17 protein-coding genes are annotated in these 18,609 nt (G+C 60.7%); 8 read left to right on the top strand and 9 right to left on the bottom strand.

Annotation, left to right across the window (positions count from 1 at the left end; translation table 11 throughout):
- The first annotated feature begins 330 nt into the window (after nt 1–330).
- The gene (locus AC1D1J_RS02060) at nt 331–1,926 is read left to right on the top strand and encodes a hypothetical protein (RefSeq protein WP_477693754.1); all 1,596 of its coding nucleotides are present in this window, start codon (nt 331–333) and stop codon (nt 1,924–1,926) included.
- A gap of 59 nt (nt 1,927–1,985) precedes the next feature.
- Here the strand turns inward: AC1D1J_RS02060 and AC1D1J_RS02065 are convergent, their stop codons facing one another.
- Together AC1D1J_RS02065 and AC1D1J_RS02070 are read right to left on the bottom strand one after the other, a co-directional pair.
- On the bottom strand, nt 1,986–3,407 hold the full coding sequence (locus tag AC1D1J_RS02065; protein ID WP_477693755.1) for a DUF2867 domain-containing protein: 1,422 nt from the start codon (nt 3,405–3,407) through the stop codon (nt 1,986–1,988).
- A 17-nt stretch (nt 3,408–3,424) separates the two neighbouring features.
- The gene (locus AC1D1J_RS02070) at nt 3,425–3,748 is read right to left on the bottom strand and encodes a metalloregulator ArsR/SmtB family transcription factor (protein ID WP_477669455.1); all 324 of its coding nucleotides are present in this window, start codon (nt 3,746–3,748) and stop codon (nt 3,425–3,427) included.
- Between the two features lie 637 nt (nt 3,749–4,385).
- Between AC1D1J_RS02070 and AC1D1J_RS02075 the strand changes: the two genes are divergently transcribed.
- The 4 genes from AC1D1J_RS02075 to AC1D1J_RS02090 all read left to right on the top strand — a co-directional run bounded on the left by AC1D1J_RS02075 (nt 4,386) and on the right by AC1D1J_RS02090 (nt 7,817).
- Nucleotides 4,386–5,597, top strand: a complete 1,212-nt coding sequence (locus AC1D1J_RS02075; protein WP_477693756.1) for a PfkB family carbohydrate kinase — start codon at nt 4,386–4,388, stop codon at nt 5,595–5,597.
- Complete coding sequence (locus tag AC1D1J_RS02080; protein ID WP_477693757.1) at nt 5,594–6,190, top strand: 7-cyano-7-deazaguanine synthase; 597 nt, start codon at nt 5,594–5,596, stop codon at nt 6,188–6,190. Before AC1D1J_RS02075 ends, AC1D1J_RS02080 begins: the two co-directional genes overlap by 4 nt.
- Nucleotides 6,191–6,480: 290 nt before the next feature.
- A complete protein-coding gene (locus AC1D1J_RS02085; protein WP_477693758.1) occupies nt 6,481–7,242 on the top strand; it encodes a reverse transcriptase domain-containing protein in 762 nt (253 codons plus the stop codon).
- A gap of 107 nt (nt 7,243–7,349) precedes the next feature.
- Nucleotides 7,350–7,817, top strand: a complete 468-nt coding sequence (locus AC1D1J_RS02090; protein ID WP_477693759.1) for an EVE domain-containing protein — start codon at nt 7,350–7,352, stop codon at nt 7,815–7,817.
- A 122-nt stretch (nt 7,818–7,939) separates the two neighbouring features.
- Here AC1D1J_RS02090 and AC1D1J_RS02095 read toward each other — a convergent pair whose 3' ends face one another.
- From AC1D1J_RS02095 to AC1D1J_RS02105, 3 genes are all read right to left on the bottom strand, one after another.
- Nucleotides 7,940–9,685 (bottom strand): bifunctional protein-serine/threonine kinase/phosphatase, encoded by a 1,746-nt coding sequence (locus AC1D1J_RS02095; RefSeq protein WP_477693760.1) that lies wholly within the window; start codon nt 9,683–9,685, stop codon nt 7,940–7,942.
- A 63-nt stretch (nt 9,686–9,748) separates the two neighbouring features.
- On the bottom strand, nt 9,749–10,561 hold the full coding sequence (locus AC1D1J_RS02100; RefSeq protein ID WP_477685790.1) for a formate/nitrite transporter family protein: 813 nt from the start codon (nt 10,559–10,561) through the stop codon (nt 9,749–9,751).
- Nucleotides 10,562–10,895: 334 nt separating this feature from the next.
- A complete protein-coding gene (locus AC1D1J_RS02105) occupies nt 10,896–11,714 on the bottom strand; it encodes a dienelactone hydrolase family protein (RefSeq protein WP_477693761.1) in 819 nt (272 codons plus the stop codon).
- Nucleotides 11,715–11,841: 127 nt separating this feature from the next.
- Between AC1D1J_RS02105 and AC1D1J_RS02110 the strand changes: the two genes are divergently transcribed.
- Nucleotides 11,842–12,822, top strand: coding sequence for a GlxA family transcriptional regulator (locus tag AC1D1J_RS02110; RefSeq protein WP_477685788.1), 981 nt, complete (start codon nt 11,842–11,844; stop codon nt 12,820–12,822).
- A 12-nt stretch (nt 12,823–12,834) separates the two neighbouring features.
- On the opposite strand, the gene AC1D1J_RS02115 is transcribed toward AC1D1J_RS02110, so the two are convergent.
- Both AC1D1J_RS02115 and AC1D1J_RS02120 read right to left on the bottom strand, forming a co-directional pair.
- Complete coding sequence (locus AC1D1J_RS02115) at nt 12,835–13,749, bottom strand: ketopantoate reductase family protein (RefSeq protein ID WP_477685787.1); 915 nt, start codon at nt 13,747–13,749, stop codon at nt 12,835–12,837.
- 114 nt (nt 13,750–13,863) lie between these two features.
- The gene (locus AC1D1J_RS02120) at nt 13,864–14,793 is read right to left on the bottom strand and encodes a LysR family transcriptional regulator (protein ID WP_477685786.1); all 930 of its coding nucleotides are present in this window, start codon (nt 14,791–14,793) and stop codon (nt 13,864–13,866) included.
- A 108-nt stretch (nt 14,794–14,901) separates the two neighbouring features.
- Between AC1D1J_RS02120 and AC1D1J_RS02125 the strand changes: the two genes are divergently transcribed.
- The gene (locus tag AC1D1J_RS02125; RefSeq protein ID WP_477685785.1) at nt 14,902–15,534 is read left to right on the top strand and encodes an NADPH-dependent F420 reductase; all 633 of its coding nucleotides are present in this window, start codon (nt 14,902–14,904) and stop codon (nt 15,532–15,534) included.
- Between the two features lie 130 nt (nt 15,535–15,664).
- On the opposite strand, the gene AC1D1J_RS02130 is transcribed toward AC1D1J_RS02125, so the two are convergent.
- The gene (locus AC1D1J_RS02130) at nt 15,665–16,990 is read right to left on the bottom strand and encodes an ATP-binding protein (RefSeq protein ID WP_477685784.1); all 1,326 of its coding nucleotides are present in this window, start codon (nt 16,988–16,990) and stop codon (nt 15,665–15,667) included.
- A gap of 10 nt (nt 16,991–17,000) precedes the next feature.
- A complete protein-coding gene (gene ompR, locus AC1D1J_RS02135; RefSeq protein WP_477685783.1) occupies nt 17,001–17,750 on the bottom strand; it encodes an osmolarity response regulator transcription factor OmpR in 750 nt (249 codons plus the stop codon).
- Between the two features lie 279 nt (nt 17,751–18,029).
- Between ompR and AC1D1J_RS02140 the strand changes: the two genes are divergently transcribed.
- Complete coding sequence (locus AC1D1J_RS02140) at nt 18,030–18,572, top strand: hypothetical protein (RefSeq protein WP_457280777.1); 543 nt, start codon at nt 18,030–18,032, stop codon at nt 18,570–18,572.
- Nucleotides 18,573–18,609: the final 37 nt, after the last annotated feature.

Below are 18,609 nucleotides of genomic sequence, written 5' to 3' on the forward strand. Positions count from 1 at the left end.
TCACGATCTCAGCGCCCACACAAGACCGGAACATCAAATGTTTGGTGTTATCGAGACTGGGTGCGTCAGGCTTTCGCGGGTATAAATCCTGCATTGCCATCTATTTCTGTCGATAGTTGGCTTGAATATAAGATCGGTGTGATCGCCAAAAACAAGCTTGCTGCGCAAGCCGCCTTTCATCGGAGGGAGACCGATACGTGAAAACAGCAAATACCCACGCAAAAGAGAGCGTGGCGTTAAAAACCAGACGGGTGGGTTCTGGTTTTTTGTGCCCTGGCCTTGCTGCCGACGAGAACCATGTTCACTCGTACCGCGCGGCAGCATAAAACCATGGCACGAACCCTGCGCCAAATTCTCTGCGGCGTGCTGCTCTTCCAGAGCTGGGCCTTCGCAGCCAATCCTTCGTCCGTTCCGACCGCCTACACCACCGCGCTTTACGAAACGAGCGTTGGCAGCAATCCCGCACAGGCCTACTTCCTGGTGAACGTATTGCGCCGGGCTGAAGCTCCCAAGGCGGACCTCGAAGCCTTCCGCGCCGAACTGCTGCATGGCTATGTAGCCCAGATGACCAGCGCAGCGCCACCGACCGCCGCGCCCAAACCCGCGCCAGGCCTTTGGGAGTCACTCATGCGGCGGTTGCCGGGCCGGGCGAAACCGCCAACAGACAATGTGGCCGCAGTCATCGCGCGCGGCCGGCAGCGCGACGACGTGATGAGCCCCGCGTTCCGGGCCACCTGGCAGACGGCGATCAACCAGGCGATGACACCGCGTTGGGGACCCGGCACCTCAGGCGCGCCGGTTTTCACGCTGGAGCTGCGCGACATGCAGCCTATCGCGCCCGGCATCTGGGCTGCACCCTCTGCCGAGGGTCAGTTGCGCCTGATGCTGTCGCTGCGTCTGGCCAACACCAGTTCGGTGCCACTGCCCCTGTACCGCCCCGACATCGTCCTGCAAGGCACGCTGCGCTTTACCTGCGACTGGGACAGGACACGGATAAGGCAGAGCGAAATGCAGGCCAATGAAGTCACCTTGCTGCAGCCCGGCGCCGAATCCGATCCCCTGGCGTGCGAAGCACCTCCAGTGCCCGGGTATTGGCGCGAGCAGGTGCCCGCGCTGCTGGCCGCCAACGGCAAGGCGGGCCTGCAAACCGTGGTCGTGCCGCACGAGCTGGACAGCCAGCAGCGGCTGTACCACATGGAATTGGCGTTCTCGCATGCGGCGCCGCAAGCTGTCAGCTGGAGCCAGCGCCTGATGAAGGCCCGGCATGAGAAGTACCGCCAGTGGTCTCCTGCCAAAACCGCACTGGAGCCACCCGAGTCGGGCAGTTTGACGGCTGCGCCGCATCACGGATGGAAGGCGACCGCCACATTGCTGGCGACCTTCCTCGGCGCCACCGTGTTGGCGCTCGGCCTGTTTGCCGGCGGCCGCGCGGCGCGTAGCGCGGGCGTGCCGGAGGGCGTGGTTGCCGTTGTCTCGGTGCTGCTGGTAGGCGGCGCGTGGGTGCTGGCCACTGTGAAACTGGGCGGTGGCGGCACGGGTTACGACCATCCCCTGTATCTCGGCCTTGCCTTGGGGGCGGGCTTCGTCGGGCCGGTGGTGCTGGGCGTGGTGGCCCTGCACGCCCTGCACAAGGTGCTGGACGACGAGGAGATGGAATGGTGGCAGGCCGTGGCTACCGGCTGGCGCCGTGCGCTGAACTTCACCGCAAGAACAAGCCGGGCCGAGTTCTGGGGCTTCCTGGCGCATGCTGCCTGGCTTTGGGCGCTGGCGCGCGTCTGCCTCATGCCGCTAGACCGCTGGATAGGCCTCGTCTTGCTGGTTCCCGTGGTGACGCTGACGGTCCGCCGCATGCTCAGCATGACGAGTCAGGAATGGCTCGAGATGGGGGTGATGCTGATATGCCTGCTGCTGCTTCTGCTGGCGTGAGCTGCTGCGAGGTGGTGACAAAGTTGCGACTGCCAAAACAACGTTCCTGAGTTGATCTCTCAGGCCGTTACCAGTTTGGCGGGTACAACCGACTCTTTTTCCTGAACCACCGCATATTCCACAGCCAGCCGCAGCATCGTGGGTGTGACGTAGTGGCGATGCACATAGTCAATGGCCGCCATGTAAAAGCGGCCAAAGGCATTCTTGCAATGAACCCGCGTACCCAGCATCACATCCACATGATGCTTGTCGACGATTTCCACGCTGACACAGGACCTGAACAGCAGATGTTTGTCATTGGCGCCCAGAATGACTTGCGCTTTGGTATCGGCTGCATTAATGCTTTGGCCAAGCACCGGGTAGCGATTGGCAAACAGGTTGCTGGTGTCCGGTGACAGCAGCGAAGACACAGGGCAGCCCAATGGCGATGTACGCAGGCCCAGGGGTTTAACCAGAACATTGCGCAGCGCCATCAGATTGGACACACCGCTGGGCGCGTTAAGCAAAAAGCCCTCCAGGACCGTGGCGAGCAAATTCGTGGCGCTGGTGTGCCCAAAGTTGGTACCGGTCACGCGCAAGCGAAAAGTGTCTTCATGATGGACGCGCAGTTCGGTCAGTTGCTGAAGCAGCAGCGAATCGAGTGGCGGGCTGCTGAGCTCCTTCACGCTTCGGGCGGATCCGCCATGTGACAGAAAGCCCGACGCCCCTTTCCACGAACCCCACAAACCTCGCATCACACCTGCGCCGCTGCGCACAGTGTTGCATACCACCCGGTGGAATGTTCCGGGCGGAGCATCCAGCGACAAAGTCGTGGTCGGCACGGTATCAGCCTTGAAGTCCTTGGCCTGAAGCAACGCTTTCACCTCGTCCGGCAGCAACTCCGTCAACGATGGAATGCTCGCCTTATTGGTCAGCACCTCCTGTTTCAAAGACTCCGACAAATTGCCGCCCAGTTCATTGGTATGGCAAGACAACGCAAAAAATACAGGGTGCAAAGAATTACGCGAGAGCGGAGAAAACTGGTGCCAGGTTTCTCCGCCAAAGCGCACAGTGAACATGCAGTCAGGCGGGATGTTCACAAAACGGAGGGCGCGGATGAAGTTTTGCGGGTCTTCCTGGATTTGTTGTTCCGACGCGCTGGAAAATCGCAACTGGGCTCCACCGCTGCCCGACACCGCCGTGAAGATGCGGTGCCCCGCATGACGATGAAACGGATGGCCCTTTGGCCCCACGACAAATGAATACAGCGAGGTAGCGTCACCTTTGGGAAAGTTGGTCCCACCCAGTTTGGCTGATGGCTCATCCAGTTCATCGACAAACGCACTGTGCTGGCGCTGCCTTGATGCCACGCTGGCAAACAGATGATTGCCTGCGCCATGGCCGATCTGGGCAATCAAGGAAACCTCGACGGCCAAGCCGCCCGATTCCGATGGAATGCGAACCGATGGAAACGTTTCAATCACTTGTGTGAGATTCAGCATGAGTCCCTCTCTCCTTGTTACCTGGCTTTTTGTGTTTTGGCAGCAACGCGTTCCCGCTTCAGGGGACGCGCCACCGGGCATAGTTCAAATGCATAACCCGTGAGGCTGTTGACGAGGCTGTCACCGTTGAGCTTGTAGAGCACAAACTGGCCGCTGCGCTCGCTGGTCACCAAGCCGGCGTTTTCAAGCACCGACAGGTGGCGAGAAACGGCCGGCGTGCTCATGGCAAAGCGCTCGGCCAGCTCAGTGGTGCTGAGTTCTTTCTCGGTGAGGTACGCCAGAATTTGGCGCCTGGGCCCCGAGGCGAGCGCTTCAAATATTTTGTCAAGGGATGCAGGCATTCGTTTACTTATTAACTTATTTGTTAATTACTTTAATCAAGAGCTTCCGCGCTGTCAACCTTGAGCATCAGGAACATTGGCAGGTTGACTACCCGATGGAGGGGCGGTCAAGGGTTTACCCAAAGGGCTTTCCTACTACAAAAGGCGGATGCATCCATGCCAGCAAACCGGTAAGGTTGGCTTAATCGCGTCGATTGCAACGGGCCGGGATCGAGATCTACTTGAGTTGCTTGGTCTGCCTTGAGGAGAACTATATGACTGGAAGCTATAAATCTAGAGCCCGCACATCACGCGCGACTACGCCAATCACGCTAACTCCAAAAGCGACTAGTAGTAGGGTTGGATCTGGAGGTGCTGCACTAGACGGATGTGAGCAGTTTTCGGAAGTGACGATACTTTCGTCACCAAATCCCGCAGTGCTTGCACAGCTTCAACCCGATATGGAGTTGACTTTAAAGCTACGAACCAATCCCCAAGTGATTGCAGCACTTCATGGAAATCAAACTGCGGGCTCGGTCGTACCAAACAATTTGGCAAAGCTCATCAAATGCATCCTAGGGGGCTCCAAATTTGTTGCGATAGTTGTAAGGATTGATGGAGGACTTTGCGAAGTACTGATCCGTTATGCAGGCAAGCTATGAAAGTAAGTGGCGGTTTCTACTGGGAAAGCATGCTGGATCCACAGCATCGCGCAAATCTAGGCTCTGGACTGCGCGCTGCGGCAGCTCTATCGGCACTGAGTCACAACATTGAATTTCACACCTATGCTGCCGACGACGAACAACTCGAGTTGCATGCAGTCGCGACAAGTTACGACATAGTCGTTCATCGCACCAAGCGCGAACAATGCATTGGTTTTGAGTACTTGCACGGATGCGCGGCTCCCACCCTCTCACCCGATCTTCGCGACATTAGTAGTTGTCCAGAAATTCATGTTGAAGGCGAGATAGTTGTTCGTTTCGGGATGTTGGAAGGATCGGCCATAGTTGACGCGGTTCGATGTGTTTTTGATCCTCAATCAGAAGTTGCGCCAGAACACTTCCACGCCAACCACTCAAGGGCTAAACACCTTGCAATAGTGCTCAATGCTAGAGAGGCAACCGTACTCACAGGAAAAAACAAACCAGAAGCAGCAGCCAAGTATTTGCTTCGAGAAGAGAACTGCAAGGCAGTCATTGTGAAGTGCGGAATCCGCGGTGCTTTTGTCGCGACTCCCGAGAAAGAAGACTGGATTCCGATTTACCTCACGAACAAGATCTTCACTCTAGGTTCTGGCGATATTTTTACCGCAGCGTTCGCATATAGATGGGCTAAGCAGCGGAAGTCAGCATTGGAATCGGCCAGATATGCTTCACTGGCAACAGCCTTCTATTGTCAAAATCGGTTCCTGCCTTTGCCACCGAATCACCAACTCCTCGCTCGTAACGAGTACCGGGCATTCACGCCAACAAAAAAAGCCGGAGCCATTTACCTCGCAGCCCCCTTTTTCTCTCTCGGGGAGCGTTGGATTGTCGAGCAGCTGAGAAATGCGTTACTTGATGCCGACCTGAAAGTCTTCTCCCCTTTACACGATGTGGGATTTGGTTCAGCAACCTCAGTAGCTTCTGCAGATTTAAGAGGTCTGCAGAAGACCGCTGTGGTCCTGGCTCTTGTGGATGGTGCCGATCCAGGAACAATATTTGAAGTTGGATATGCGAGAGCCCGTGGGATTCCCGTTGTTGCGCTATCTACAAAGCCACCAGCAAAAAACGACTTAACTATGCTTGAGGGGACCAATTGTCATATCGTGCATGACATAGCAACAGCAATCTACAGAGCAGGCTGGTTGGCGTCAGGAGCTAGTGTTTGAGTTCGGTACTTCTACTTTCTGGTGGAATGGATTCCGTTTCACTCGCATATTGGCTGAAGCCGAGACATGCGCTCACAATTGACTATGGGCAAGCTGCCGCAGAAGCCGAAGTCGTAGCTGCCAGTCAAGTCGCAAAAGAGCTTCAGATTCATCACGAGGTTCTAAATATCGATCTATCCGACCTAGGGCTAGGGCGCATGCGAGCACAACAACAACGGCCGGGCGCGCCTTCCCCTGAATGGTGGCCTTTTCGCAATCAAACTCTGATCACACTGGCTGCGGCAAAGGCTGTTGTCCTTGGTGCCGAGACAGTTCTTATCGGTACCTTACGTACCGACGGTATACATGCAGACGGCAGACCCGAATTTATAGAGAGCATGGCTTCATTGCTTGCGTTTCAGGAAGGGAACATTCGACTTCTTGCTCCTGCCCTTGAGCTTGATGCGGTGAGCTTAGCAATCAGAGCGCGTACTCCAGCCTCCTTGCTCGCGTGGTCGCATTCATGTCACGCCGCTAATTTGGCATGCGGGCGTTGCCGCGGTTGCGTAAAACACCAAGAAACCATGCGGGAGTTGGGATTCTCCGCAAGCTGATCGTGCTAATATTTCGACTCCCCGGCAATAGGCACACTGTGTCTATCCTTTTCTCTGTCACTTGGTGATTACTTGAGTAGCTCTAAGCTTATGGCTTAGCTTGCATCTCGCTGTTGGTTATGGCTGTGCGCTTCTGCGCTAGGTAAGCCGGGGAAGAGAAGAGGAGAGTTTTATGAGAAATCGTAAACTTGACCTGGTTCTTAAGTGCGTGGTGATCGCGACCGAACTGATGAAGTTCGCGAACGAACTCGTGGCATTTTTGAACACGGTCCTTAACTATCCTTTACCTCATGACCCTAAAATGGTCCTCCAAGTTTGAGCTGAAGCCCGGCAAATGGGTTTTCGTTCCTACCTTGGAATCGATCGAGGTGGGCTCAAAGATCAAGACCACATTGGAGGGGTGCTGGACACCACCGCCTTACTATTACCACCTTCGCTCTGGTGGCCATGTAGCAGCAATCAAATCGCATCTCGGACACACAAGCTTCTTGCATCTTGATATTCAAGATTTTTTTGGCAGCATCAATCGCAGTCGCGTGACGCGTTGTCTGCGAAAGAAATTGGGGTACAAAATTGCTCGAGAGATGGCGAACGCATCCACTGTTCGCCATCCAAACGACAAAGCCCGTTATATCCTGCCCTATGGCTTTGTTCAGTCACAAATATTGGCAGCGCTTTGTCTCGACGAAAGTGCTCTGGGAACTTACCTTGACAAGCTGAGCAAGATGAAAGGTGTTTCACTAAGCGTCTATGTTGACGACATCATCGTTTCTTGTAACGACTCTCAGCAAAATTCATTGATCATGGAGCAAGTTAATGCCGCCGCTGCGAAAGCGAAGTTTGTATTGAATACCGCAAAGCAAGAGGGTCCGGCAGCTGCGATAACGGCATTTAATATCCTGATTACCAGTGACTCCATGAAGATAGAGGCGGGTAGATTTGAAAAATTCGTCGAGGATTTTTCAGCCGCCGCCAGCGAGCATCAGCGTGCGGGAATAATTTCGTACGTGAAATCTGTGAATGTAGAGCAAGCTCACAAGTTTGAAGATTAGAGGATTCTGCATTTGGCCTGCTAAGGATTGAGGCTTCTCAAACTTTATGGATTAAAACGATCGTCTCATCTAAATTTAACTCGCAACATCACATCACAACAGCCCCCATGACAAGCTACTGGCTCATGAAATCCGAACCCGAAGAATGCTCGGTCGACGACGTGCTCGCGGCGAAGAACTCGACCGTCCCCTGGGTTGGCGTACGCAACTACCAGGCGCGCAACTTCATGCGTGACGGGATGCAAGTCGGCGATGGCGTGCTGTTCTACCACTCCAGCTGTGCCGAGCCGGGTATCGTCGGTATCGCGGAGGTGGCGTCTACGCCCTACCCTGACCCTACGCAGTTTGACCCGAAGTCGCATTACTACGACGCCAAGTCCAAACGCGAAGAGCCGCGCTGGCAGTTGGTAGATGTGAAGGTGCTGAAGAAGACACGCAACCTGACGCTGCCTGAGCTGCGGGCTCACAAAGAGCTGGAAGACCTGATCATCCTGCGCAAGGGCAACCGGCTCTCCATCACGCCGGTGGAGCCGCAGCATTGGCGGGTGATTACCAAGCTGCTGGGCAAGTCCTGAATGCTGCTGGCCTGCCCTGCGCAACGTCGCGGGGTGACAGCTTGACTATCAAAACCATAGCTGCTTGCGCCCGCCGCTACTGGCCTGCAGCCATTTTTTATATCGATTTGGCAGCTTTTTGGCTACCCGCCAGCGGACTTCAGCGCCACCAGCACCACCACGACCACAGCCAGGATGAGGGAAACACCCCGCCAGAACGCCACCGGGTTGCGCTCCAGCAAAGCCGGGCGAGCCTTGTCCAGAAACGCCTGGTTGGGGTGGCGCAGGTCGTACAAGAACTCCGACAGCTCGCCATAACGCTTGGCGGGATCGGGGTGAACGGCCTTGCGGAGCACGCCGTCTATCCATGCGGGTATGTCACGGTCTTCGTACAGCACTGAGTCATAGCGCAACTTGCTTTGCGCGGCCCGGGTCCGGCATTTGGCCACTTCGGCGCCGTAGGGCAGCTTGCCGGTCAGCATCTGGTAGGTGATGACGCCGAGCGAGAAAAGGTCTGAGCGCGTGGTGCCGCCCTCGCCCACAAAATACTCCGGCGCCGAATACTGGGCCGTGCCCAGGATGTCGTTGTGCCCGCCGGGCGCATCTGCTTCCATCAGGCTGGCTACGCGGGTTGATCCAAAGTCAATGATTTTCGCCGTGCCGGTCTTGTCGATCATGATGTTCTCAGGCCGCAGGTCCTGGTGCAGCATCTCCAGCCGGTGAAACGCGCGCAGGCCTTTGGCGATTTGCTCCACCAGCCCGCGCACGGCTTCAAGCCCGGGCTGGGGGTTGTCAATCATCCACTGGCTCAGCGTTTGCCCGTCGATGTATTCGGTGGCCACGTACACGTAATGGCGCTTTCGGGTCGGCACATAAGGCTTCAGCACATGCGCGCTGTTGATACGCCGGGCGATCCACTCCTCCGTCAAAAACCTTTCAAGGTAGGCCGGGTCACCGCCCAGATCTATCGACGGTGTTTTAAGGATGACGAGCGCGCCCGTTTCGTTGTCTGTGGCCAGGTAGATGTGGCTGCGGCTGCTGCCGTGCACTTCGCGGACGATGGTGTAGCCGTCAAACTGCGTCCTGGCCTCCAGGATGGGCGGAAGCGGCAGGCCCGACAGCTGCTGGAGCAGCTCGCCGGCCTGCCCGTTGGGCAGTTCATCAACGCGGACAATCTGCGCCGTGAGGTTGTCGCCGCTGCCCCGCTCCAGAGCTTTTTCGACGATGGATTTGGCGGCCATATCCAGCCCGCCAGGCTCGTCGGCACAGATGTGAATGAGGCCGGCCATGTCGTATTCGCTGACATGTTCGTACACGCCGTCGGTGGCCAGCAAGAAGATGTCGCCCTGCTCCACCTGCTGGGTCTGGTAGTCGATTTCAAGCTGCGGCTTGAAGCCCAGCGCGCGGCCGAGATAGCTTTGGCCCTGCGAAATCCACACACGATGGTCGCTGGTCAGTTGTTCCAGCACCTTGCCGCGCAAACGGTAAATGCGTGAGTCACCAACATGAAAAATATGCGCGGTGGTCGACTTGATGACCATGGCGCTCAGCGTGCACACATAGCCCTTGTCTTTGTCGTAGCGGTACTGGCTCTTCTGCGTCTGCGCATGCAGCCAGGAGTTGGTGGCGCTCAAGATCCGCTCGGCCGATGTCTTGACCGACCAGGCTTCCGAGGTGCAGTAGTAGTCTTCGAGGAAACCGGTCACGGCGTACTGGCTGGCCACATCGCTGACAGCGCTGCTGCTGATGCCGTCGGCCAGCGCAATGGCGATGCCCTTGGCGCTCAGTTGCGGCTCTTTCGGCACATAGATACCGTGGAAATCCTGGTTGGTTTCCTTGCGGCCCTTGTCCGAATACTGACCTGCCGATATCTTCAGTTCACTGGACATGTGGGGTACCGGCAAAGCCCTCGCGCATGCAAGGTGCGCGAGGGCCTTTGTTTTTGAGGCAGATTATTTAAAGGAGCGTGATGGTCCGGTTTTAATGTGCGTGGCATACAGCGTCAAGCCGGTGAAGGCCAGGCCGCCCACCAGGTTGCCCAGCACCGTCGGAATTTCGTTCCAGATCAGGTAGTCCATGATGGTGAAGTGCGCGCCCAGCAGCAGGCCGGACGGGAACAGGAACATGTTCACGATCGAGTGCTCGAACACCATGTAGAAGAACAGCATGATGGGCATCCACATCGCGATCACCTTGCCGCTGACCTGGGTGGAGATCATCGCACCCACCACGCCGGCCGACACCATCCAGTTGCACAGCATGCCGCGTACAAACAATGTGAGCATGCCGTTGGCACCGTATTTCTGGTAGCCCAGCGTACGGCTCTCGCCCACGATGCCGATAGCCTTGCCCACGGCGCTGGGCTCGGTCGAGAAGCCGTTGGTGACGTAGATGGCCATCATCACCGCCACCGTGAAGGCGCCCGCGAAGTTGCCGACGAACACCAGGCCCCAGTTGCGCAGAACGCCCTTGACCGTGACGCCCGGGCGTTTGTCGATCAGCGCCAGCGGGCACAGCACGAACACGCCCGTGAGCAAGTCGAAGCCGAACAGGTACAGCATGACAAAACCCACCGGGAACAGCACGGCGCCCAGCAGGGGCTGGCCGGTTTGCACGTTGATGGTGACGGCGAACCAGGCCGCCAGGGCCAGGATGGCGCCGGCCATGTAGGCCCGGATAACGGTGTCCCGCGTCGACATGAAGATTTTGGATTCACCCGCATCCACCATCTTGGTCACAAATTCCGAAGGCACTAAATAAGCCATACGATCCCTCTAAGTCCTGTTTTGCCAAAAAAAAATCCACTTCGAGATCTTCAAAAAGATTTGAAGACCGAAGTGGACGACGTTATCCATTCAGATCGATGGGCACCGCGAAACTCGCCGAACCCTGCGCAGGCCTTCGTTAGCCTGACCCGAGGGATGCAAGCACATACCGTGCCGCTAACAAAACACCGCGAATCCGGCCTTGCCGACGCTTTAGCGACGCTTTTACCCGTCCTTTTGGCACTGCGAAGGGAGTGGCCGCCCCAAATTTGTGCATCGGGGTGTCCATCTTTAAATATTTTGGTGCCAGCTGGGCCACTGCCGGATACAGGCGCTAGGGCGCAAGCCGCTGCGCAAAGAACGCCAGGATCTCGTCACGCGCCGCCAGTGTGGGCTGGCCCGCCTCGTCGATCAGGTGAGCGGTGACCACGCTGTGCGGCGTCTTCACGTGCGCCGCAAAGAACGGCGGCACGTCGGGGTTGGCGGCGCTGTCGGGCAGCACGCGGCCCACAAAGCGGTCGCCCAGCGCCGCGGCGTAGGCCGCAAAGCGCTGGGCCCTGCAAAAGCTGTCGCCTTCAAACCGATAGGCCAGTACCGTGAGGTTCTCGCGGTCCAGCCGCTGGCGGACGGCCTTGATGTCCGCAGGCGACATTTCGATGCCGGCCGGGTCATTGAGCGGCAGCGACGGCTGGCACAGCACCGGCGCCAGCATGGCGGGCTCCAGCATCATCGTGAGGGCGAAATTACCCGTCCAGCACATGCCGATGGCGCCCACGCCGGGGCCGCCGCACTCGTCATGCGCCAGCCTTGCCAGTGCCCGCAGCCACTGCGTGGCCGGGCTGGCCTGGTTGGACGCGAACGCGCGGAACTCGGCGCTGACACAGGCGCGCTGAAAGATGGCCGCGCCTTCATCGGCACGCGGCACGGCGCCGTCGCGGCCAAAGAGCGACGGCATGTAGACGGTAAAACCCGCGTCACGCACCCAACGGCTGAAGCGCGCCACGTGCGGGCTGATGCCGGGCATCTCGGTCATGACGATCACGGCCGGGCCTGTACCCATGAGGTAGACGTTTTTGGTAACGCTATCCAGCGTGATCTCGCGTTGGGCGAAATCCTCGAGGGAGTCGTCTTCGGTCAGCTTGCGCGTTGTCATCGGTGTCCTTGCTTTGCGAACGGTGGGAGGAATGGCGTCCGTGGAATTCGTGGAACAGATGAATTTGGCACCGCACGCGCGTAAACTCCCAGTGTCTATTTCGACATGTTTAAGGCCTTTTCAGCCAATGCGAGATTTCACCCTCCTGCTGCTGCCGGGCACCTTTGCCACCGGCGTGGCGGCCACGCTCGATATCCTGCAGGCCGCGTCCGCCCTCGCGCCGCGCATGAAGCTGGCGCGCCCCACCTGGCGTGTGTTGTCAGCTTCAGGCGGCCAGGTACGGTTGAGTTCAGGCCTTTACATCGATACCGCAGCCCTGCCCAAACGCTACCGGCCTGATCCCTCCACCTGGATCGTGCCGGGCCTGGGCCTGGACAACCCGCAGGCCCTCGACACCGGCTTGGCCACCGCAGACGCGCAACGCGTGATTCAGGCCGTCGCCGCGCATGCTGCGCACGGTGGCCGTGTTGCGGCGTCGTGCTCGGCGGTGTTTTTGCTCCAGGCGGCCGGCGTGCTGGCCGGGCGCCGGGTCACTACCTCATGGTGGCTGGCGCCGGAGCTTCGAAGGCGGGAGCCGGCCTGTACCGTCAATGCCGACCGGATGGTGTGCGCCGACGGCCCGGTGAGCACCGCAGGCGCCGCCTTTGCGCAAACCGACCTGATGCTTCACCTGCTGCGCGAGCAGTTCGGGGTAGCCCTGACCGAAGCTGTGGGTCGCATCTTGCTGATCGACGGCCGGCAGGCGCAAGCGCCTTTTGTGGTGCCAGCCATGCTCTCCAGCGGCAACGCACTGGTGGCCCGCCTGGTGGCGCGGATCGAGTCTGCCCTGCCCAGCCCACCCAGCGTGGAGGCACTGGCAAACGAATTCGCGATGTCGCAGCGGACGCTGTCGCGTCACGTACGCGAGGCCACGGGCAAGAGCACGATGGCGCTGGTGCAAAGCGTTCGGCTCAATCGCGCGCGGATGCTGATTGAGTCCAGCCGGATGACCATCGAACGCGTGGCCGAGCAAGTGGGCTACGAAGATGCCACGGCGCTCCGGCGCATGATGCACAAGGCGGCGGGCGCCAACCCGAGTCGGTACCGGGCGGCGGGGTTAAGAGCTTGAGAGCCCGGCGATTCAGGCGAGGGCCTGCCTGGACTCCATCAGCTTCACCAGCGACCACAGCACCCGGTTCGCCGGCGTGGCCACACCCAGGGCTTCACCACGCCTGACGACCAGCCCGTTGAGGTAGTCGATTTCGGTGGGTTTGCCGCGCGCCAGGTCTTGTGCGGTAGATGACAACTGGTTGGGCATGCTGCCGGCCAGTTTGTCCACGGCCAGGTGCATGTCGCCCTGCACCTGCACGCCTTCGGCTTCTGCCACGGCCAGGCATTCGGCCACCACGTCGCGCATGACGTCTTTCACGCCCTCGCCTTGCACGGTTTTGCCGTACGGCAGCTGCGCGATGGCCGAGACGGCGTTGTAGGCGCAGTTGAGGATGAGCTTGGCCCACAACGCGCCGCGCACGTTGCTGGAGATTTCAACCGGCACACCGGCTGCGATGAAGGCCTGGGCCACGGCCTCGCTCCGGCTGGCCGGCTCAATCACCAGCTCGCCGCGGCCGTGGTGCCTGACGTGGCCGGGGCCGGCCATTTCGGTGGCCACGTACACCACGGCGGCCGCCACGGCGTGCTGCGGCAGCACGGTGCGCAGGCGGTCGGCGTTGTCCACGCCGTTTTGCAGGCACAGCACCAGCGCATCCGGTGCCAGGTGCGGCCGGATCAATGCGCCCGCAGCTTCGGTGTCGGTGGATTTCACGCAGAACAGCACCAGGTCGGCGCCCTGCACGGCGGTGGGTTCGCTGCTGGCGGCCAGGCGCACGTGTTCGTCGAAAGTGCGGGTTTCCATGTGCAGGCCGTCACTCTGGATGGCGTCAGCATGCCGGGGCCGGGCGACCAGCGTCACGTCACGTCCCGCACGGGCCAGCATGCCGCCGTAATAACAACCAACGGCGCCTGCGCCCATCACGGCGACTTTGAGGGATTGGGTCATGGGGGTCTTTGCCTTCGATGAGATGCAGATACGGAAACAGAAACAGAAACGGAAGAGGAAACGTAAAAAGGAATTGTGGGTGAAGTCTGCCGCCCCTGCTGGCGACCGGGCCACTTAGCCCGGGCCGCCGGTAAAACGCCGGGCCAGCTGGTCGCGCTCAAAAGCCTCGACCACAAAATCGATAAACACCCGCGTCTTGGCAGGCATCTGGCTGCGCGTGGCGTAATAAATCGAGATCGCGCCGGCATCGACATACCACTGCGGCAGCACCCTGACGAGTTCACCGCGTTCCAGCGCGGGCAGTACGTCGGGCACGCCCAGAAGCGCCACGCCCAGGCCCAGCAGCGCTGCGGCGCGCATGGCCGTCGGGTCGTTCACGACCACCGACTCGGTGAGGCTTGCCGGAACTTCCACTCCCGCCCCATCGCGCATGACCCACTGGCGCACCCGGCCCGTTGCGCTGGATCGCAGGGCGATGCCGTTGAGCACTGCCAGGCCCGCAGGGTCGGCTGGGGCCTGGTGGGCGGCCATGTAGGCAGGCGATGCCACAGCGACCAGGTGGATCGGGGCCAAGGCGCGAGACACCACGCCCGGCGACAACTCAAAGCCCCCACCAATGGCCGCGTCATACCCTTCGGCGATCAGGTCGACCGGCCGGTTCTCGAAGTGCCAGTCGGGGCGAATTAGCGGATAGCGGGCCAGAAAGGCCGGCAGCAGGGGCACGATGTATTCGGCGCCGAAGGTGGGCGACATGCTGACCTTGATCGAACCCGCTGGGTCGCCGCTGTCGCTGGAAACGGCTGAGATGGCGGACTGCAGCGCGTTGAGGTTGCCGCCAATCGAAGCCAGGAAGCGTTCGCCGGCTTCGGTCAGCGTGAGTTTGCGGGTCGAGCGCTGAAACAGCCGCACGCCCAGGTTTCGCTCCAGCATGGCGACGTTGCGGCTCACGGCGGCGGGCGTCAGCGCCAGGCGCCGCGCAGCCTCTGAAAAGCTGCGGCCTTCGGCGCTGCGAACAAACGATTCAAGGTTGGCCAGGGTTTCCATTTCACCATCTTAAAGTAATGATTGAAGATAATTCAATCAATTACCGACTTATCAAAAGGCAATCAAAAACCCATCATTCACCCCATCAACAACCCAAGGAGTGAATTTATGTCTACCCCCTCAACCCCCAACACCGCCGCCCCCAGCATCGGAATCATCGGCGCCGGCGCCATCGGCGCGTCATTCGCCAAGGCCCTGGCCGGCAAGGGCATCCACGCCACGCTGTCCAACAGCCGCGGCCCGAACTCACTCAAGGACCTGGTCCGCGAGATTGGCCCCACCATCCAGGCCGGCACCGTCCAGGAAGCGGCCTCGAAAGACATCGTGCTGGTCGCCGTCACCTGGGCGCGCCTTCCTGACGCGCTGGCCGGCCTGCCGGGCTTTGGCGGTCGCGTCGTCATTGACGCCAACAACCCGGTCGAAATACCGTCGCTCAAGGCGGTCGATCTGAACGGCCGCGTTTCCAGCGAGGTGTTTGCCGAACTGGTGCCCGGCGCACGCGTGGTGAAGGCCTTTAATCACCTGGAGGCACGGCTGCTGTCAACCGACCCGGCGACTGGCGGCGGAACGCGTGCGCTGTTTTATTCGGGCAACGACGCCAAGGCCAAAGCCGCCGTGGCCGCGCTGATCAGCCAGCTCGGGTTCTCGGGCGTCGACCTGGGTACGCTGGCCGTGGGTGGCCGCATGACGCAGTTTCCCGGCGGTCCGCTGGCACTTCTTAACTTGGTGCAGCTCGGCTAAACGCGAAAGCCGCAATCCTTGGGGCTGCGGCTTTCGCTATCAAATCAATAGCTGCTCGCGCCCGTTCTTATTGGCTTTCAGCCTATTTTGATGGCTAAAAATGGGCCTTTTGAGGCCTTTTTGGGTGTTTTCAGGCCTCCGGCAGCGTGATCCGGGCGCATAGGCCCCCGCCATCGGCAGGCAGCAGCTCAAACTTGCCGCCATGCGCGCGCACGATGCGGTCCACGATGGCCAGGCCCAGCCCGGCGCCGGGCGGGCCGGTGCGTGTGCTTTCAGCGCGGCGAAACGGTTGCTTCAAAGCCTCAGCCTGCGCGGCCTCAATGCCGGCCCCGTGGTCTGTCACCGCTATCCAGACCGAGTCGCCTTGCAGCCCGGTGGCCATCGTGACCGGCGGCAGGCCATGGCGCCAGGCGTTTTCAACCAGGTTGGTGAGCACGCGGCGCATCGCACGCGGGCGCAAGGGTACGGGCGGCGGGTTGCCGCCCTGTAGCGCCACCGGCATGCCGTGGCCGGCCGAGGCGGCCGCCACCTCAGCCGCCAGCACATCCAGCGCCACCGGCGCCAGCGCTTCGCTTTCGGTGCTGCGGGCAAAGTCCAGGAACTGGCTGATGATGGCGTCCATTTCTTCCACGCCGCGTGTCATTCGGGCCATCAACTCATCGTCGCCTTTATCACCTTTGTCGCGCAGGATCTCGATGCCCAGGCGAAGTTTGGTCAGCGGCGTGCGCAGGTCGTGCGACACCCCGGCCAGCATCAGCGTGCGCTCGTCGTCGGCCTGGGCCAGGCTGCGCACCATCTGGTTAAAGCTGCGGCTCAGGTCGGCGATTTCCGTGGGGCCGTCTTCGGGCAGCGGCTGCGGGCTGGTGCCGCCGGCCAGCATGTGCGCCGAAGCCATCACGCGGCGCAGGGGCTGGTTCAGGTAGCGGTGAATCAGCAGCGCGCCCAGTAAAGCCAGCAAGGCACTGGCGAGCGAGGTTACGACCCAGGCGCCGGTGAATTCACGCGCCGGCAGCACGCCGGGCAGGTTGACCCAATGGTCGGCGCCGTCCAGGCGAAGCCGCACCGCCAGGCTGCCACCGGCTTCGCGCCGCCAGATGATTTCGGAGCCCTCGCCTTCCAGCGCAATGCCGCGCGAGGCTTCGTTGACGAAGCGGCGCTCAAGCCGGCTCAGCAGCCGGCGTTCGCCGCGGCCGTCACCCTCGTCGTCATCGGCAATGCCCTGCATGGCGCGGCGGTTGAACTGCGCGACAAAAGCCTCGCGCTGCGCGGGCGGCATGGCGGCCAGGCCGGCACGGATGGAGCTGACATTGCGCGCCACCGCCACCGACAGCTGCGCCAGCCGCGGCTTGATGATCAGCTGGCGCACCAGCAGCGCGCTGGCCAGCTGGCCGACCACAATGAGCACCACGATCAGCAGCACATTGCGGCCGAACAGGCTGCGCGGAAACAGCTTCATGGAAATAGCCTCACGGCTTGCCCGCCTTGCCGTTTTTTGCCACACCGCCTTCCGGCACAAACACATAACCCACACCCCACACGGTCTGGATGTGCGCCGGCTGGGAAGGGTCCGACTCAATCAGCTTGCGCAGGCGCATGACCTGCACGTCGATGCTGCGGTCGGTGGCTTCGTGGTCGCGGCCGTAGGCCAGCTCAATCAGCCTGTCGCGGCCCATCGGCCGGTTGGGGTGCAGGGCCAACGCCTGCAGCAGACTGAATTCACCGGTGGTGAGCGGCACGTCTTCACCGTTTTTTTCCAGCCGGCGTGCTTCCAGCTTCAGGGTGAAGGCGCCAAACTGCACCGTGCCCTGGCCGGGCAGCGGGCCGCTGTGCGCGCCCAGCATGCGCTGCCGGCGCACCAGCGCCTGGATGCGGGCCAGCAGCTCGCGGGGATTGAAGGGCTTGGGCAGGTAGTCGTCAGCGCCCATTTCCAGCCCGACGATGCGGTCCACCGGGTCGCCGCGGGCGGTCAGCATGACGATGGGAATGGTTTCACCCTGCGCGCGCAGGCGGCGACACACCGCCAGGCCGTCTTCGCCCGGCATCATCACATCGAGCACCAGCACGTCGAAGCGCTCGCGCGCCAGCAGGGTGTCCAGGGTTTTGGCGTCTTCCAGCGTGCGCACGGCGTAACCCTGGTCGCTCAGGTAGCGCTGCAGCAGGCTGCGCAGGTCGGCCTCGTCGTCGACCACCAGGACCCGGGCTAGCGGCTCGCTCATCGTGAAAGGCCTGTCTGCAAAAGCACGCTGGAAACAACCATAAGAAAACACCCCGCCGCAAGAAAGATGCCCCATGGTAGCGGCCCGCGCCTGGCCGCCCGCCCGGCAAATCATGACAAACGATGACAAAGCCGGGATTTGCTCATGTCTTGTCATCAAGATGCCGCTTGCAGCCATGCCTGGCTCACATCTGGCGGCCACAGTGGCATCACGGCGCTGCAATGCGGCCGGAACCTCAAGACCCTTCACCGTTCAACGTCAACCTTCAAGGAGTTCACCATGAAAACCATGCTTTCCGCCACTGCCCTGACCACCGCCCTGACATGCACCCTGCTGGCCGCAGGTTTTGCCACCCCCGCCGAAGCGGCCAGCCGCCACGTGGTGCGGACCCATGCCGATGGCAGCGCCACCGCCACCAGGGCGGTCACCCGCGAGGGCCCGCAAGGCGGCACACGGGTGCGCAACCGCAGCACTACCGCCGACGGGCAGGGCAATGCCAGCACAGCGGGCAGCGCCTCCACCACAGGCCCCAACGGCGCCACCGCCGTGCGCACCGGCCAGGCCAGCCGCAGCGCGGACGGTTCGGCACAGCGCAGTGGCAATTTTGCCGCCACCGGGGCCAAAGGCAGCGTGGAAAGCAGCGGCAGCAGCAGCAAAACCGCTGACGGCGCCGTCAACGCCAGCCGCAACACCACGGCCACCAGCGCTGCCACCGGCAACAGCGTGCAAAGCACGGCGTCCTACAACCAGGCCACCGGCGTTACCCGCAGCACAACTTGCTATGACGCTGCCGGCGCAGCGATGAGCTGTCCGTCGCGTTGAGCGCGCCTGGGCCTTTTATCAAATCCGGTTTTCAAAA

This window comes from Polaromonas sp. P1_F8 (genome assembly GCF_056405635.1).

Excerpts from the sequence above, each read along its gene's own strand:
- AC1D1J_RS02065 (WP_477693755.1), bottom strand. The coding sequence starts at position 3,407 with ATGCTGAATCTCACACAAGTGATTGAAACGTTTCCATCGGTTCGCATT.
- AC1D1J_RS02125 (WP_477685785.1), top strand. The coding sequence starts at position 14,902 with ATGTCTACCCCCTCAACCCCCAACACCGCCGCCCCCAGCATCGGAATC.
- AC1D1J_RS02140 (WP_457280777.1), top strand. The coding sequence starts at position 18,030 with ATGAAAACCATGCTTTCCGCCACTGCCCTGACCACCGCCCTGACATGC.
- AC1D1J_RS02060 (WP_477693754.1), top strand. The coding sequence starts at position 331 with ATGGCACGAACCCTGCGCCAAATTCTCTGCGGCGTGCTGCTCTTCCAG.
- AC1D1J_RS02070 (WP_477669455.1), bottom strand. The coding sequence starts at position 3,748 with ATGCCTGCATCCCTTGACAAAATATTTGAAGCGCTCGCCTCGGGGCCC.
- AC1D1J_RS02075 (WP_477693756.1), top strand. The coding sequence starts at position 4,386 with ATGAAAGTAAGTGGCGGTTTCTACTGGGAAAGCATGCTGGATCCACAG.
- AC1D1J_RS02105 (WP_477693761.1), bottom strand. The coding sequence starts at position 11,714 with ATGACAACGCGCAAGCTGACCGAAGACGACTCCCTCGAGGATTTCGCC.
- AC1D1J_RS02130 (WP_477685784.1), bottom strand. The coding sequence starts at position 16,990 with ATGAAGCTGTTTCCGCGCAGCCTGTTCGGCCGCAATGTGCTGCTGATC.
- AC1D1J_RS02100 (WP_477685790.1), bottom strand. The coding sequence starts at position 10,561 with ATGGCTTATTTAGTGCCTTCGGAATTTGTGACCAAGATGGTGGATGCG.
- AC1D1J_RS02090 (WP_477693759.1), top strand. The coding sequence starts at position 7,350 with ATGACAAGCTACTGGCTCATGAAATCCGAACCCGAAGAATGCTCGGTC.
- AC1D1J_RS02095 (WP_477693760.1), bottom strand. The coding sequence starts at position 9,685 with ATGTCCAGTGAACTGAAGATATCGGCAGGTCAGTATTCGGACAAGGGC.
- AC1D1J_RS02120 (WP_477685786.1), bottom strand. The coding sequence starts at position 14,793 with ATGGAAACCCTGGCCAACCTTGAATCGTTTGTTCGCAGCGCCGAAGGC.
- AC1D1J_RS02115 (WP_477685787.1), bottom strand. The coding sequence starts at position 13,749 with ATGACCCAATCCCTCAAAGTCGCCGTGATGGGCGCAGGCGCCGTTGGT.
- AC1D1J_RS02110 (WP_477685788.1), top strand. The coding sequence starts at position 11,842 with ATGCGAGATTTCACCCTCCTGCTGCTGCCGGGCACCTTTGCCACCGGC.
- AC1D1J_RS02085 (WP_477693758.1), top strand. The coding sequence starts at position 6,481 with ATGACCCTAAAATGGTCCTCCAAGTTTGAGCTGAAGCCCGGCAAATGG.
- ompR (WP_477685783.1), bottom strand. The coding sequence starts at position 17,750 with ATGAGCGAGCCGCTAGCCCGGGTCCTGGTGGTCGACGACGAGGCCGAC.